General features: G+C 75.4%; 2 protein-coding genes. Both read left to right on the forward strand.

Going from position 1 to position 17,913, the window contains the following annotated elements; genetic code table 11:
• Positions 1–5,805: type I polyketide synthase (locus K7G61_RS37195; protein WP_308190799.1), on the forward strand; the 5,805-nt coding region annotated here is incomplete at its 5' end.
• Positions 5,806–6,363: 558 nt separating this feature from the next.
• Positions 6,364–17,913 (forward strand): type I polyketide synthase (locus K7G61_RS34920; protein ID WP_308190800.1); only part of this gene is annotated, 11,550 nt, incomplete at its 3' end.

The following is a 17,913-nucleotide window of genomic DNA, read 5'->3' on the forward strand; positions in this document are numbered from 1 at the left end:
ATGGCCTCCCTTGCCGAGTCGGGAGCTCGGGCCGAGGTGGTCGCGTGTGACGTGGCCGACCGGGATGCCCTGGCCGCTGTGCTGCAAGGTCGCGCGCTGACCGCTGTCGTGCATACGGCCGGTGTGCTGGACGACGGATTGTTCGCGTCGATGACTCCTGAACGGATGCGCGCCGTGTGGGAGTCCAAGGCCCGTGCTGCCTGGAATCTGCACGAACTGACCCGGCACCAGGACATCGCCCTGTTCGCGCTGTTCTCCTCCGCCTCCGGCATCGTGGGCGGCGCCGGGCAGTCCAACTACGCCGCCGCCAACGCCTACTTGGACGGTCTGGCCGCTCACCGTCGCGCCCTCGGCCTGCCCGCCGTCTCGCTGGCCTGGGGGCCGTGGCACCAGGACGGCGGCATGACGCAGGCGCTCACCCAGGCCGATCTGCGGCGCATGGCCGAGGCCGGGGTGTCGCCGATGGGCGCCGAGCAGGGCCTCGCCCTGTTCGACACCGCCCGGGCCGGGGCCGGCGCGCTCGCCGTTCCCGCTCTGCTCGACCTCGCCGCCCTGCGCGGCACGGCGGGCGACGGCCGCGAGGTGCCGCCACTGCTGCGGGAGCTCGTCCGCGTCACCCGCCGTCGTACTGCCGCGACCGGCGCCTCCACGGCGGCAGGGACGACGGGCGCGGCGGGGGCGGGCTCCGACCGGTTCGCCGGTCTGACGGGCGCCGAACGCGACCAGGCGCTGCTCGATCTGGTGCGGTCCGACGTGGCCGCCGTCCTCGGCCATGCCACGTCAGGCAGCATCGACCCCGACCGGGCGTTCAAGGACCTCGGCTTCGACTCACTGACCTCCGTTGAGCTCCGCAACCGGCTCGGCGCCGCCACCGGCCTGCGGCTGCCCGCCACCCTCGTCTTCGACCACCCGACCGTCGCCGCCCTCGCCCGGTACCTCGACAGCGAGCTGCCCGGTTCGCGGCCCCAGGCGGCCGGTGTCCCCGCTCCCGCCGCCCGAAAGGCGCGGGACACGGCCGACGACCCGGTCGTGATCGTCGGTATGGCCTGCCGGTTCCCCGGCGGGGTGCGGTCGCCCGAGGACCTGTGGCGACTGGTGGCGGACGGGGGCGACGCCATCGGCGGCTTCCCCGCGGACCGCGGGTGGGACGTGGCGGAGCTGTTCGACCCGGACCTCGACCGGGCGGGCACCTCGTACGTCCGCGAGGGCGGCTTCCTCTACGAGGCGGCCGGGTTCGACGCGGGCTTCTTCGGAATCTCGCCGCGTGAGGCGCTGGCCATGGATCCGCAGCAGAGGCTGCTGCTGGAGACCGCGTGGGAGGCGTTCGAACGCGCCGGAATCGACCCGCACACCCTGCGCGGCAGCCAAGCCGGCGTGTTCGTCGGCGCGGCGCCCTCCGGTTACGGCCAGGCGCTGGCCGGCGGCCTGCCCGACGGCGTCGAGGGCCACTTGCTCACCGGCAACACCGGCTCCGTCGTCTCGGGTCGGCTGTCCTACACCTTCGGCCTGGAGGGGCCGGCCGTCACCGTCGACACCGCCTGCTCCTCCTCGCTCGTCGCCCTGCACCTCGCCGTGCAGGCGCTGCGGGGCGGCGAGTGCGGCATGGCCCTCGTCGGCGGCGCCGCGATCATGGCGACACCGGGGATGTTCACCGAGTTCAGCCGCCAGCGGGGGCTTGCCGCCGACGGCCGCTGCAAGTCCTTCGCCGAGTCCGCCGACGGTACGGGGTGGTCCGAGGGCGTGGGAATGCTGCTCGTGGAGCGACTGTCCGACGCCCGCCGGCTCGGCCACGAAGTGCTGGCCGTCGTGCGCGGCACCGCCGTCAACCAGGACGGTGCCAGCAACGGCCTGACCGCGCCCAACGGCCCCGCCCAGCAGCGCGTCATCCGCCAGGCCCTCACCAACGCCGGCCTCGCCCCCGCCGACGTCGACGCGGTCGAGGCACACGGCACGGGCACCCCGCTGGGGGACCCCATCGAGGCGCAGGCCCTGCTCGCGACGTACGGGCGCGACCGTGACGCCGACCGGCCGCTGTGGCTCGGCTCGCTGAAGTCCAACCTGGGCCACACGCAGTCCGCTGCGGGTGTCGGCGGCATCATCAAGATGGTGATGGCCATGCGGCACGGCGTGCTGCCGCGCACCCTCCACGTGGACACGCCCACCCCGCACGTCGACTGGGCGTCCGGTGCGGTCCGGCTGCTCACCGAGGAGGTCCCCTGGACCGCGTCGGACCGGCCGCGCCGCGCGGGCGTCTCCGCGTTCGGCATCAGCGGCACCAATGTCCACGCCGTCTTGGAGGAGGCGCCCCGGCTCGCCCGGCCCGCGGCCCGGACCGGCGAATTCCCCGCTCGGCGGCCGGTGTTCACCGTCTCGGCCCGCAGCGCCGCGGCGCTCGGCCGCCAAGCGGCCGTCCTCGCCGACCGGCTGCTCGCCGACCCGGGACTGCCGCTGCCGGCGACCGCCCGTGGCCTGGCCACCACCCGGTCCGCGTTCGAGTACCGTGCGGCCGTCCTCGCCGACGACCGGGCCGAACTCGTCGACAATCTGCGCGCCCTCGCCGAGGGCCGGACGACCCCCGCGGTCCTCACCGGCACGAAGACCGAGGGCACCCTCGCCGTCCTCTTCACCGGGCAAGGCAGCCAGCGGGCCGGCATGGGGCGCGAACTCCACGCGGCCGTACCGGAGTTCGCAGCCGCGCTGGACGAGGTGTGCGCGCTGTTCGAGGCGGAGTTCGAGCGGCCGTTGCGGGAGGTGATGTTCGACGACGACCCCACCGACCTGGACCGTACCGTCTACACCCAGGCCGCGCTGTTCGCCGTCGAGACCGCCCTCTACCGCGTGACCGAGAGGTGGGGCATCACCCCCGCCTACCTCGCCGGTCACTCGATCGGTGAGCTGGTGGCGGCGCATGTGGCGGGCGTGCTGTCGCTGGAGGACGCGGTCAAACTGGTCGCGGCCCGGGGGCGGTTGATGCAGGCGCTGCCCGCCGGTGGCGCGATGCTGGCGGTGCGGGCGGAGGAGTCGGTCGTACGGGAGGTACTGGCCGGGCGGGACGACGTGGCGGTCGCGGCCGTCAACGGGCCCGAGGCGATCGTGGTCTCCGGCGCGGGTGACACCATCGCCGAGTTGGAGGCGGTGTGGCGTTCGCAGGGCCGCAGGGTCAAGCGGCTGACCGTTTCGCACGCGTTCCACTCGCCGTTGATGGACCCGATGCTGGCGCAGTTCCGGGCGGTCGCCGAGTCGCTGACGTATCACAGCCCTCGTATCCCCGTCGTGTCGAACGTCACGGGTGACCTGACCGGTGACCTCACCGACCCCGCGTACTGGGTGCGGCACGTCCGCGAGGCCGTACGGTTCGCCGACGGCATCGCGACGCTCGGCGAGCGGGGCGTGCGCACCTACCTGGAACTCGGCCCCGACGCCGTGCTGACCGCCATGGCCCGGGGCGTGCTGGGCGACGGGACCGACAGCGCGCTGTTCCCGGCGCTGCGCGCGGCGCGCCCGGAGGAGGCCACGTTCACCGCAGCCCTCGCCGGCCTGCACACGCGCGGCGTCCGCGTCGACTGGGCCGCCTACTACGGCACCCAGGACGCCCAGGAAGCCCGGGTCGTGGACCTGCCCACCTACCCCTTCGAGCGCGAACGGTACTGGCTCACCCCGGCCGCCGTCCCCAACTCCCCGGCGGCGAGCGGAAGTCCGGCGGACGACGGATTCTGGGAGGCCGTCGAACGCCAGGACCTCGACGCCCTGACCGCGCGCCTCGACATCGACGCCTCCCAGCCGCTCAGCGCCCTGCTGCCCGCGCTGTCGTCGTGGCGGCGCCGCGGCAAGGAGGACGCCGAACTCGACGGCCGCCGCTACTGCGTACGCTGGGAGCCCGTCCCCGAGGAGCCGCCCGCAGCGCCCGCCGGCCCCTTCCTGATCGCCGTCCCGGCCGGCTCCGACCACCCGCTGGTCGCCGACGCCGTCACCGCCCTCACCGAACGCGGCGGCGTGCGCGTCGACGTGCCCGCCGACAGCGGGCGAGCCGGCCTGGCGGACCTGCTCACCGAGCACCGGCACGTCGCCGGCGTGGTGTCCCTCCTCGGGCTGGACGAGCGGCCGCACCCCGACCAGCCGGACCTGACCACCGGCCTCGTCCTCACCCTGCTGCTCACCCAGGCGCTGGGGGACGCGGCCGTCGGGGCGCCCCTGTGGTGCGTCACGGCGCACGGCGCGGCCACGGAACCGGGCGAGCAGGCCGGACTGCGCCCCGCGCAGGCCGAGGTGGCGGCCTTCTGCCGGGTCGCCGCGCTGGAGTTCCCGCACCGGTGGGGAGGCACCGCCGACCTGCCGGGCACCGCGGACGAGCGGACCTGGGACCGGCTGTGCGCCGTGCTGTCCGGCACGGGTACGGAGGACCAGGTCGCGGTGCGGCCCGGCGCCCTGTACGCACGGCGCCTGGTACGGGCGGCACGCGGCACGGCCGCCCGCGACTGGGCGGCACGCGGCACCGCGCTCATCACCGGCGGCACCGGCATCCTCGGCCTTCGGGCCGCGCGCTGGCTCGCGGACGCCGGCGCCGACCACCTGGTCCTGGTCAGCCGCAGCGGCGCCGACGCGCCCGGCGCCACAGAGGCGGCCGCCGCCCTGGAGGCCGACGGTGTCCGCGTCACCCTCGCCGCCTGCGACATCGCCGACCGCGCCGCCCTCACCGAGCTGCTGGAGCGGGTCACCGCCGACGGCCCGGTACGGACCGTCGTCCACGCCGCCGGGCTCGACGCCACCGAGCCGATCGACGCCACCGACCCCGCGGCCTTCGCCCGCACCATGCGGGCCAAGACCAGCGGCGCCGACCACCTCGACGCGCTCGTGGACGACGAGCACCTCGACGCCTTCGTCCTGTTCTCGTCCATCTCCGGCGTGTGGGGCAGCGGCGGCCAGGCCGCCTACTCCACGGCCAACGCCCACCTCGACGCCCTCGCCGCGCGCCGCCGGGCCCGCGGGGCCACGGCCACCTCGGTGGCCTGGGGCCCGTGGGCGGGCGGCGGAATGGCCGGCAGCGAACACGCCGCGGGCCTGCGCAGGCGCGGACTGCTCGCCCTCGACCCGGACGCCGCGTTCACCGCGCTGCGCCGCGCCCTGGAGCTGGACGAGACGTGCGTGACCGTCGCCGACGTGGCCTGGGACACGTTCGCCCCGCTGTTCACCAGCGCCCGCGCCTCCCGGCTGCTCAGCGGCGTCGACGAGGCGCGGGCCGCGCTCGCCGCCGGGGAACAGGCCGCGCCCGACGCGGCCGGCACCGCCGGCGACCTTCGCCGGCGGCTGTCCGCTCTGGACGACGCCGAACGCGACGAGGCGCTGCTCGACCTCATCCGGGCCCAGGCCGCCGCCGCACTCGGGCACGCCACCGCAGCCGCGGTCGACACCGGACGGTCCTTCAGCGCCATGGGATTCGACTCGCTGACCGCCGTCGACTTCCGCGCCAAGCTCGCCGCCGCCACCGGCCTCGTCCTGCCGGCCACCCTCGTCTTCGACCACCCCAGCCCCGCCGTCCTCACCCGCCACCTGCGGGCCGAACTGCTTCCCGAGCAGGTCCCGGCGGGCGAGGCGCTGCTCGCCGAGCTGGAGCGGCTGGAGGCCGAGACCACACCGGAGGGCGCCGACAACCTCACCCGCACCAAGGTCGCGATGCGCCTGCAGTCCCTGCTGGCCAAGTGGAACGGCAACGGCGCCGCCGCACCCGCCTCGGTCGCCGACACGCTCCAGGAGGCCAGCGACGAGGAGCTGTTCGCGTTCATCAACCGCGACCTCGGCCGGGCCTGACCGCCCGGGCGTCCGGGGCCGGCCGCCACCGGGCCCGGACGCCCCTTGTCCCACTGCCACCGCCACCGCCACCGCCGTCGCTCCGGCGACGCGGCCCCGGTCCTGGTCCCGGGCGCACACCGGGCGGCACCCCTGTGGGGGCGGGGCCGCCCGGGGGAGGGGCGGTAGGGGTTGTTGGCCTCTTCACCCCGCTCCTAGTGTCGGTTCCGAAACTGTGACCGCCCAATAGCCGACACCACGACTGCGGAACCCATGGGTGCACTCCCACGTCCAGAAAACGGAATACCGCGCTGCCTCCGGCGGAAATCACGGCCCCGTCCCCGCACCCGGCCGACCCCGCCGTCGTCCCCTCCCACCAGGGGACGGCACGCCCCCGCGGAACGGAATCCCTTTCCCGGCACCGCGCCGTGCCCGGGAAACCCAGCCGTTCCGCGGCATTGTCTCCGCCGGGTCCCCCGACCGTGGTGAACCGCATTCCCTGTCCCCGTCAACATTTCCGTGAACATGTGGCACGCCGAATTCCGACGCAGCCATTCATAGCCGAAGAGGTGGCATTCAGTGGCGAATGAAGAGACACTTCGTGACTACCTCAAGTGGGTCACCGCGGACCTGCACCAGGCACGTGAGCGGCTGCGGGAACTGGAGGCGGGCGACAGCGAGCCCATCGCCGTCGTCGCGATGAGCTGCCGCTACGCCGGCGACGTCACCAGCCCCGAGGACCTGTGGCGGCTCGTGGACGAGGGCCGCGACGCCGTCGGCACCTTCCCCGAGGACCGCGGCTGGGACACCGAGGCGCTCTACGACCCCGATCCCGACCACACCGGCTCCTCCTACACCCGCGACGGCGCGTTCCTGCGCGGCGCCGCCGACTTCGACGCCCCCTTCTTCGGCCTCAGCCCCCGTGAGGCGCTGGCCATGGACCCGCAGCAGCGCCTGCTGCTGGAAACGGCCTGGGAGGCCTTCGAACGCGCCGCCCTCGTCCCGTCCTCCCTGCAGGGCAGCCGCACCGGCGTGTTCGTCGGCTCCAACGGCCAGGACTACGCGGCGCTCCTCGGCTCCTCCGCCGAGCAGGTCGAGGGCCACCTCGTCACGGGCACCGCCGCCGCCGTCATCTCCGGCCGCCTCTCGTACACCTTCGGCCTCGAAGGGCCCGCCGTCACCGTCGACACCGCCTGCTCGTCCTCGCTGGTCGCCCTGCACCTGGCCGTCCAGTCACTGCGGCGCCGCGAGTGCGACCTCGCCCTCGCCGGCGGCGTGACGATCATGTCGACCCCGGCGACCTTCACCGAGTTCAGCAAGCAGCGCGGCCTGGCCGCCGACGGGCGCTGCAAGGCGTTCGCGGCCGCCGCCGACGGCACCGGCTGGGGCGAGGGCGTCGGCGTCCTGCTCGTCGAACGGCTTTCCGACGCACGCCGCCTCGGCCACCGCGTCCTCGCCGTGGTGCGCGGCTCGGCCGTCAACCAGGACGGCGCCAGCAACGGCCTGACCGCCCCCAACGGCCCCTCCCAGCAGCGCGTCATCCTCGAAGCCCTCACCGACGCCGGGCTGACCACCGCCGACGTCGACGCCGTCGAGGCCCACGGCACCGGCACCACCCTCGGCGACCCCATCGAGGCGCAGGCCCTGATCGCCACCTACGGCAAGGACCGCCCGGCCGACCGGCCGCTGCTGCTCGGCTCCGTCAAGTCCAACATCGGGCACACCCAGGCCGCTTCGGGCATCGCCGGCATCATCAAGATGGTCCAGGCCATGCACCACGGCGTGCTGCCCATGACCCTGCACGTGGACGAGCCCACCCCGCACGTCGACTGGAGCGCGGGCGCCGTCACCCTCCTGACCGAACGTCAGGACTGGCCGCGCACCGACCACCCGCGGCGCGCCGCCGTCTCCTCGTTCGGCATGAGCGGCACCAACGCCCACATCGTGCTCGAACAGGTTCCGGCGTACGAAGAGCGGGCAGGCGACGGTACGACCACCGGCGACGGTAGGCCCACCGGAGGCACGCTCACCGCCGCCGAGCCCGGCACCGAGCCCGGCACCGAGCCCGGCGCCGAAGACCGCACCGTGACACGGCCGTTCACCGGGACCGATGTCGTGCCGTGGGTGTTCTCGGGCCAGGGCCCGAGGGCCCTCGCCGAGCAGGCCGCACGCCTCGCCGCCCTCGCCCGCGACGACGACGGCCCCGACCCGGTCGCCGTCGCCACCGCGCTGCTGGCCGGGCGCTCCGTCTTCGACGACCGTGCCGTCGTCCTCGGCGGCGACCGCGCCGAACTCCTGACCGGCCTGGAGGCCGTGGCCGCCGGCGACGGCACCACAGGCCGGCGCATGGGTTCCAGCGCCGTCTTCGTCTTCCCCGGTCAGGGGTCGCAGTGGGTGGGGATGGCGCGTGAGTTGATCGCTGCTTCGCCGGTGTTCGCGGAGTCGATCGCTGCGTGTGAGCGGGCGTTGGCTCCGTATGTGGAGTGGTCGCTCAGTGAGGCGTTGGATGATGCCGCTCTGTTGGAGCGGGTGGATGTGGTGCAGCCGGTGTTGTTCGCGGTGATGGTGTCGTTGGCGGCGGTGTGGCGTTCGCTGGGTGTGGAGCCGGCCGCTGTGGTGGGGCATTCGCAGGGGGAGATTGCGGCTGCGGCGGTGGCGGGGGCGTTGTCGTTGGGGGATGCGGCGCGGGTGGTGGCGTTGCGGGCTAAGTCCCTGCTGCGGGTTGCGGGCACGGGTGGCATGGTGTCGCTGTTCTGCTCGGCGCGGAAGGCAACCGAGTTGCTGGCCGGGTTCGAGGGCCGGGTGGGGATCGCGGCGGTCAACGGGCCGGGTTCCACGGTGGTGTCGGGCCTGACCGACGCCCTGGACGCGTTCATGGTCACGTGCGCGGAGGCGGGGGTGGACGCGCGGCGGGTGAATGTGGACTATGCCTCGCATTCGGCCGGGATGGAGCCGTTGAGGGACGAGATCCTGGATGTGCTCGCGCCGATCGTGCCCAAGGCGCCGAGCGTGCCGATGTTCTCGACGTACACCGGCAGTTGGGTCGAGGCGGGCACGCTGGGTGCTTCGTACTGGTACGAGAACCTGCGCCATCCGGTGCAGTTGGAGAGCGCTGTTGCCGCGCTCGCCGAAGCGGGCCACCGCGTTTTCGTCGAGGCCAGCCCGCACCCGGTGCTGACCGTGGGTGTGCAGGACACTCTTGACGAGCACGGTGGCGGTGTCGCGCTGGGTACGTTGCGCCGGGAGCAGGGTGGGGTGCGGCGGCTGCTGACCTCGGCGGCCGAGGCGTACACGCACGGCGCGTCCGTCGACTGGGGCCGTCTCCTGCCGGCCGCCGCCGGCCACACCGACCTGCCCACCTATCCCTTCCAGCGCCGCCGCTACTGGCCCGAACTCGCCGCGCCCGGCACCGGCGACGTCACCGGAGCCGGGCTCGGCAGCGCGGAACACCCGCTGCTGGGCGCGGTCGTGGCGCTCGCCGACGGCGACGCGACACTGTTCACCGGGCGGCTGTCCGTCCGTACGCAGCCGTGGATCGCGGACCACGCCGTCGGCGACACCGTGCTGCTGCCCGGCACCGCGTTCGTGGACCTCGCCACGCACGCCGGGCTGCGCGCCGGATGCGACCGGCTGGACGACCTCACCCTGGAGGCACCGCTCGTCCTCACCGGCACCGACGCCGTCACCGTCCAGGTGTGGGTCGGCGGGCCCGACGCGGAAGGCCGCCGCGAGATCAGCGTCCACTCGCGCCCCCAGGACGACGACCCGGCCGCGCCCGGCGCCCCCTGGACCCGGCACGCCACCGGCCGCCTCAGCGCGGGCCCGGCCGTCCACCCGGACGGCTCCGACCCGCAGGCGTGGCCGCCGCCCGGCGCCGACCCCGTCGCAGCCGACGCCGTATACGCCGAACTCGACGCCCGCGGCTACGGATACGGCCCCGCCTTCCGCGGGCTGCGCGCCGCCTGGCGCTCCGGCGACCAGGTGTACGCCGAGGTCGCGCTCGCCGCGCCCGAGGCCGCCGACGCGCCCTCCTACGGGCTGCACCCGGCACTGCTGGACGCCGCCCTGCACGCGCTCGCCCTGCTTCCCGCGCCCACTGCGGCCCCGGGTGAACAGGACGCGCCGCGGCTGCCGTTCGCGTGGGAGGGCGTCCGGCTGCACGCCACCGGCGCCTCCGTCCTGCGGGTCCGGCTCGCTCCCGCCGGGCGCGACGCCGTCCGCGTCCACGCCGCCGACACCACCGGCCGCACCGTCGCCACCGTAGACGCCCTCACCCTGCGCCCGGCCCGCCTCGACACGGCCGGCGCGGGCCGCGACCCGCTGCGGGACACGCTCTTCCGCCTCGACTGGCCCGCCCGTGCCGCCGTTCCCGCGCCCGCGGCCTCCTCGTACGCGCTCCTGGGCGACCTCGACGCCGCCCCCGTCCGTGCCCTGGCCGACACCCTCGCCCGCGGCGGGCACGGCACCGCCGTCTTCGCGGACGCCGCCGCCCTCACCGCCGCCCTGGCGGACGGCACCCCGGCGCCCGCGGCCGTCCTCCTGCCCGTCACGCCCCTCGACGGACGCGGCGACGCGACCTGCCCCGAGGCCGCCCGCGACCTCACCGCCGCGGTCCTCGCCCAGGTGCGGGACTGGCTCACCCACGAAGCGCTCGCCGCCGTCCGCCTCGTCGTCGTCACGCACGACGCCGTGGCCGCCCGGGACGGCGACACCGTCGGCGGCCTGACCGCGGCTCCCCTGTGGGGCCTGGTGCGGTCCGCGCAGAGCGAGCACCCCGGCCGTTTCGCCCTGCTCGACCTGGACGCGGACGACATCTCCCGGGAGACCGTCGTCGCCGCCGTGGCCACCGGCGAACCGCAGGCCGCGATCCGTGCGGGCGAACTCCTGCTGCCGCGGCTGGCCCGGCACACCGCCGCGGCCCCCGGCGCCCCGGTGTGGGACCCGGACGGCACGGTGCTCGTCGTCGGCGGCACCGGCGTCCTCGGCGGCATCGTCGCCCGCCACCTGGTCACCGCCCACGGCGTGCGCCACCTCGTCCTCGCCTCCCGGCACGGCGCCGGCACTCCCGCCGCCGCTGAACTCGTTGCCGAACTGGTCGAGTTGGGCGCCACCGTCGGCGTGCCCGCCTGCGACGCCGCCGACCCCGCGCAGCTCGCCGCCGTCCTGGCCGGCATCGACCCCGCGCACCCGCTGCGCGGCGTCGTGCACGCCGCCGGCGTGCTGGACGACGCGATCCTGGAGTCCGTCACCCCCGAGCAGCTCGCGACCTCGCTGCGCGCCAAGGCCGACGTGGCCTGGACGCTGCACGAGGCGACCCGCGGCATGGACCTGACCGCGTTCGTCCTGTTCTCCTCGTTCTCCGGCGTCGCCGGCAGCCCCGGCCAGTGCGCGTACGCCGCGGGCAACGCCTTCGTCGACGCCCTGGCCGCGCACCGCCGCGCCGCCGGACTGCCCGCCACCGCGCTGGCCTGGGGTTTCTGGGACCGCGCCAGCGGCATGACCGGGCACCTGGACGACGCCGGACGCGCCCGGATCGCCCGCCGCGGCGTCCTGCCGCTCACCGCAGACCAGGGCCTCGCCCTCCTCGACGCCGCCCTCGCCGGGGACGAGGCGTTCCTCGTCCCGGTCCGCCTCGACTTCGGCGCGCTGCGCCGCCAGGCCGCCGCCGGCGACCTGCCCGCCCTCCACCGCGCCCTCGTACCCGCCGTGCCGCGCCGCGTCACCGACGACGCCGCGGCCACCACCACCCTCACCGGCACCCTCGCCGCGCTCACCGGCCCGGAACGCGACAAGGCTCTCCTGGACCTCGTCCGCGCCGAGGCCGGCACCGTCCTGGGCTGGGGGACCGGCAACCCCGTCGCCGCCGAGAAGGCGTTCAAGGAGATCGGCTTCGACTCCCTCACCGCCGTCGAACTGCGCAACCGCCTGGCCCGCGCGACCGGCGTTCGGCTGCCCGCCACCCTCGTCTTCGACCACCCCACCCCGCGCGCCCTCGCCGCGGAACTCGCCACCCGCCTGGGCGGCGCCGCCCCCGCCACCGCGCAGCCGCTGCCCGCCGGGCCGGCCGCGGCGGACGAACCCGTCGCCATCGTCGGCATGGCCTGCCGCTACCCCGGCGGTGTGCGCACCCCGGAGGAGCTGTGGGAGCTGGTCGCCGCAGGCACCGACGCCGTCGGCGCCTGGCCCGAGGACCGCGGCTGGGACCTCGGCGAACTGTACGACCCGGTGCCGGGCCGGGCCGGCCGCAGCTACGCCGACCAGGGCGGATTCCTGTACGACGCCGCCGAGTTCGACGCCGCCTTCTTCGGCATATCCCCGCGCGAGGCCACCGCCATGGACCCGCAGCAGCGGCTGCTGCTGGAAACCGCGTGGGAGGCGTTCGAACGCGCCGGGATCGACCCGGCCGCGATGCGCGGCACACGCACCGGCGTGTTCGCCGGCGTCATGTACCACGACTACGCCTCCCGGCTGTTCGGCGCCGGACCCGACGCACTCGAAGACGTCCAGGGCTACCTGGGCAACGGCAGCGCCGGCAGTGTCGCCTCGGGCCGCATCTCCTACACCCTGGGCCTTGAGGGGCCGGCCGTCACCGTCGACACCGCCTGCTCCTCCTCCCTCGTGGCGCTCCACCTGGCCGCGCAGGCACTGCGGGCCGGCGAGTGCACGATGGCCCTGGCCGGCGGCGTCACCGTGATGTCCACACCCGGCGTCTTCGTGGACTTCAGCCGCCAGCGCGCCATGGCCGCCGACGGCCGGTGCAAGCCGTTCGCGGCCGCTGCCGACGGCACCGGCTGGGGCGAGGGCGCCGGCATGCTCCTCGTCGAGCGGCTTTCCGACGCCCGCCGCAACGGCCACCCCGTACTCGCCGTCCTGCGCGGCTCGGCGGTCAACCAGGACGGCGCCAGCAACGGCCTGACCGCCCCCAACGGCCCCTCCCAGCAACGCGTCATCCGCCAGGCGCTGGCCGCCGCCCGGCTCGGCACCGACCAGGTCGACGTGGTCGAGGGCCACGGCACCGGCACCACCCTCGGCGACCCCATCGAGGCCCAGGCCGTCATCGCCACCTACGGCCAGGACCGGCCCGCCGACCGGCCGCTGCTGCTCGGCTCGATCAAGTCCAACCTCGGCCACACGCAGGCGGCGTCGGGCGTCGCCGGCGTGATCAAGATGGTGCTCGCCATGCGCCACGGCCTCGTACCCGCCTCGCTCCACGTGGACGAGCCGACGCCGCACGTCGACTGGACGGCCGGTGCCGTGACCCTGCTGGCGCAGTCGCGGGAGTGGCCGCAGACGGGACGACCGCGTCGTGCGGGCGTGTCCTCCTTCGGCGTCAGTGGGACGAACGCGCACGTGATCCTGGAGCAGGCGCCGGAGCCGGTGGTGGCGGAGCCTGCCGAGGGTGCGGTGCCGCTGGACATGGGCGGGCTGGTGCCGTGGGTGCTGTCGGGCAAGGGCGAGGCGGCGTTGCGGGCGCAGGCCGAGCGGTTGGCGGGCGCTGTGCCGGGCGCTGATCCAGGTGCGGTGGCGGCGGCTTTGGCACGGGGGCGTGCGGCCTTCGACGAGCGCGCGGCGGTCCTGGGCGCGGACGCGCAGGAGTTGATGGCCGGGCTGGCCGAGGTGGCGTCCGGTGGCGGGATCAGTGGGCGGGTTCAGGGCGATGAGGGAGCGGTGTTCGTCTTCCCCGGTCAGGGGTCGCAGTGGGTGGGGATGGCGCGTGAGTTGATCGCGGCTTCGCCGGTGTTCGCGGAGTCGATCGCTGCGTGTGAGCGGGCGTTGGGGCCGTATGTGGAGTGGTCGCTCGGTGAGGCGTTGGATGATGCGGGGTTGTTGGAGCGGGTGGATGTGGTGCAGCCGGTGTTGTTCGCGGTGATGGTGTCGTTGGCGGCGGTGTGGCGTTCGCTGGGTGTGGAGCCGGCCGCGGTCGTCGGCCATTCGCAGGGGGAGATCGCGGCTGCGGCGGTGGCGGGTGCGTTGTCGTTGGGGGACGCGGCGCGGGTGGTGGCGTTGCGGGCGAAGGCCCTGCTGCGGGTGGCGGGCACGGGCGGGATGGTGTCGCTGTTCTGCTCGGCCGGGAAGGCGGGCGAACTGCTGGCCGGGTACGAGGGCCGCGTCGGTATCGCGGCGGTCAACGGGCCGGGCTCCACGGTGGTGTCGGGCCTGGCGGACGCCCTGGACGCGTTCATGGTCACGTGCGCGGAGGCGGGGGTGGACGCCCGCAGGGTGAACGTCGACTACGCCTCCCACTCCGCCGGCATGGAGGTTCTGAAGGACGAGATCGTCGCCAGTCTGGCACCCATTGAGCCGAGGCGACCCACCGTCCCGATGTTCTCGACGTACACCGGCAGTTGGGTCGAGGCCGACACGCTCGGCGCCTCGTACTGGTACGAGAACATGCGCCACCCCGTCCAGCTGGAGGGCGCGGTGGAGGCGCTCGCCGAGGCCGGTCACCGCGTCTTCGTCGAGGCCAGCCCGCACCCCGTCCTGACCGTCGGCGTCCAGGGCACCCTCGACGCCCGTGGCGGCGGTACCGCGCTGGGTACGCTGCGCCGCGACCAAGGCGGCGTCCGACGCCTGCTGACCTCGGCGGCCGAGGCGTGGACCCGAGGTGTGGGCGTCGACTGGAATCGCCTGGTCCCGGCGGGCGTCGTGCCCGCCGACCTGCCCACGTACGCCTTCCAGCGGGAGCGCTACTGGCTCGACGCCCACCAAGCCGCGTCGGCCATCCCGGGCGGCGGGAGCGGCGACGGGGCCGACAGCGCGTTCTGGGCCGCCGTCGACAGCGGAGACCTGGCCGCCCTCGGCGACACCCTCGGCGTCGACGGCGACCAGACGGTCAGTGACCTGCTGCCCGCCCTCGCCGACTGGCGCCGGGCCCGGCACCGTGCCGCCACCACCGACGCCTGGCGCTACACCGTCACCTGGAAGCCGGCCCCGGCACGCGCCGGCGCCGCGCCCACCGGCCGCTGGCTGCTGGTCGCCGCCCCCGACGACGGCCACCCCGCCACGGACACCGCCGGCCGTACGAGCGACGCCGGCCGTACGACCGACGCCGGCCGTACGACCGACGCCGTCGCCTCCGCGCTCACCGCGGGCGGAGCCGAGGTCGTCCGCGTCGACGTACCCGAGGGCGACGGCTCCCGCGAGCAGTACGCGGCGCTGCTGGCCGCCGCCGGCCCCGTCGACGGCGTCCTGTCCACCCTCGGCCTCGCCGAGGCACCCGCCGCCGCGGGCGACGCCCTTACCGTCGGGCTCGCCCGCACCCTCGCCCTCGTCCAGGCACTCGGCGACGCCGGCACCACGGCCCCGCTGTGGCTGGTGACCCGTGGCGGCGTGGGCGTCGGCCGGCACGAGACACCCGGCAGCCTCGCCATGGGCCAGATCTGGGGCCTCGGCCGCGTCGCCGCGCTCGAACACCCAGACCGCTGGGGCGGCCTGGTGGACCTGCCCGAGACGTTCGACGACCGCGCCGCCGACCGGCTGCGCGCCGTCCTGGCCGGACTGCCCGGTGACGAGGACCAGGTCGCGATCCGTTCCTCCGGCCTCCACGTGCGCCGGTTGGAGCGCGCCCCGCTGGCCGGCCGCGCCCCGGTGCGCGCCTGGCGGCCCGGCGGCACGGTCCTGGTCACCGGCGCCACCGGCACCCTCGCCCCGCACATCGCGAACTGGCTCGCCTCCCGCGGCGCCGGCCACCTCGTCCTCGTCAGCCGCCGCGGCCCCGACGCCCCCGGCGCGGCGGCGCTGGCCGCCGACGTCGAGGGCCTGGGCGTGCGCGCCACCCTCGCCGCCTGCGACATCGCCGACCGCACCGCCCTGGAGGAACTCGTACGGCGCCTCGACGCGGACGGCACGCCCGTCACCAGCGTCGTACACGCCGCCGCCGCGATCCGGCTGCTGCCGATCGAGGACCTCACCGCCGGCCAACTCGACAGCGACCTGCGCGCCAAGGTCCTGGGCACCCGCAACCTCCACGAAGTCTTCGGCCCCGACCGGCCTCTGGACGCCTTCGTCCTGTTCTCCTCCATCGCCGGCGTGTGGGGCAGCGGCGTCCACGCCGCCTACGCCGCGGGCAACACCTACCTCGACGGCCTCGCCCAGCAGCGGCGCGCCGCCGGCCTGCCCGCCACCTCCGTCGCCTGGGGCGTGTGGGCCGCCGTGAACCAGTGGGCCGACACCCCCGTCCCCGAAGGTGTCGACTCCGACCGGCTCCAGCGCCAGGGCCTGCCGTTCCTCGACCCGCGGACGGCGTTCGCCGCCCTCGACGACGTCCTCGACCACGACGAGACGTTCGTCGCCGTCGCCGACGTCGACTGGGACCGCTTCGCGCCCGCCTTCACCTCCGCCCGGCCCCGCCCGCTCCTCGACACCATCCCCGAGGTCCGCGCCGCCCGCGAGCAGGCCGCCGCCCGCGCCGATCGCGACCAGGACCCGCGTACCCTCGGCGAACTCGGCACCCGGCTCGCCGGCATGAGCCCGGCCGACCAGGACCGCTTCCTGCTCGACCTGGTACGCGCCCAGGCGGCGGCCGTCCTGCGGCACACCTCCGCCGAAGCCGTCGCGCCCGGCACCGCCTTCCGCGACTGCGGCTTCGACTCGCTCACCGCCGTCGAACTGCGCGACCGCCTCACCAAGGCCACCTCGCTGCGGCTGCCCACCACTCTCGTCTTCGACTTCCCCACCCCCGCCGCCCTCGCCGCCCGGCTGCGCGCCCTGCTGCTCGGCGAACGCGCCGCCGCCGCGGCCGGCCCCGTGCGCGCCGCCGACGCCGCCGACGCCGCCGACCCGATCGTCATCGTCGGCATGGCCTGCCGCTACGCCGGCGGCGTCACCTCACCCGAGGACCTGTGGCGGCTGCTCGCCGACGGCACCGACGCCGTCACCGGCCTGCCCACCGACCGCGGCTGGGACCTCGACACCCTCTACGACCCCGACCCCGACAAGCAGGGCACCAGCTACACCCGTGAGGGCGGCTTCCTCACCGGCGCCGGCGACTTCGACGCCGCGTTCTTCGGGATCTCCCCACGTGAGGCCCTGGCCACCGACCCGCAGCAGCGGCTGCTGCTGGAGACGTCCTGGGAGGCGTTCGAACGCGCCGGGATCGACCCGCACACCCTGCGCGGCGGCCAAGTGGGGGTCTTCGCCGGCGTCAACGGCCAGGACTACACGACCCTGCTCGCCCACGCGCCGCAGGACGGCGAGGGCTACCTCGCCACCGGAAACTCCGTCAGCGTCGTGTCCGGCCGCATCGCCTACGCACTCGGCCTTGAGGGCCCCGCGGTCACCGTCGACACCGCCTGTTCCTCCTCCCTGGTCGCCCTGCACCTGGCCGCCCAGGCGCTGCGGGCCGGGGAGTGCGAGATGGCCCTCGCCGGCGGCGTCACGGTGATGTCCACCCCGACCGCGCTCGTCACCTTCAGCCGCCAGCGCGGACTGGCCACCGACGGCCGCTGCAAGGCGTTCTCCGCCGCCGCCGACGGCATGGGCATGGCCGAAGGCGCGGGCATGCTGCTCGTCGAGCGGCTGTCCGACGCCCGGCGGCTCGGGCACGAGGTCCTGGCGGTGGTGCGGGGCTCGGCGGTCAACCAGGACGGCGCCAGCAATGGCCTGACCGCGCCCAACGGCCCCGCCCAGCAGCGGGTCATCCGCCAGGCCCTCACCAACGCCGGCCTCACCCCCGCCGACATCGACGCGGTCGAGGCACACGGCACGGGTACGTCACTGGGCGACCCGATCGAGGCGCAGGCGCTGCTGGCCACCTACGGGCAGGAGCGCCCCGCGGACCGGCCGCTGCTGCTGGGGTCGGTGAAGTCGAACATCGGGCACGCGCAGGCCGCCTCGGGCGTCGCGGGCGTCATCAAGATGGTGCTGGCCCTGCGGCACGGCGTACTGCCGCGGACCCTGCACGTGGACGAGCCGACCCCGCACGTCGACTGGAACGAGGGCGCCGTGCGCCTGCTCACCGGCACGACCGAGTGGCCCGCGACCGGCGCGCCCCGCCGGGCCGGCGTCTCCTCCTTCGGCATCAGCGGCACCAACGCCCACCTGCTGCTGGAACAGGCCCCGACCGACCCCGACCGGGACCGGCCCGCCACCACCGTGACACTGCCGTTGGTCCCGTGGGTGTTGTCCGCT

It is taken from the genome of Streptomyces sp. HPF1205 (assembly GCF_020400825.1).
Taxonomy (GTDB): Bacteria; Actinomycetota; Actinomycetes; order Streptomycetales; family Streptomycetaceae; genus Actinacidiphila.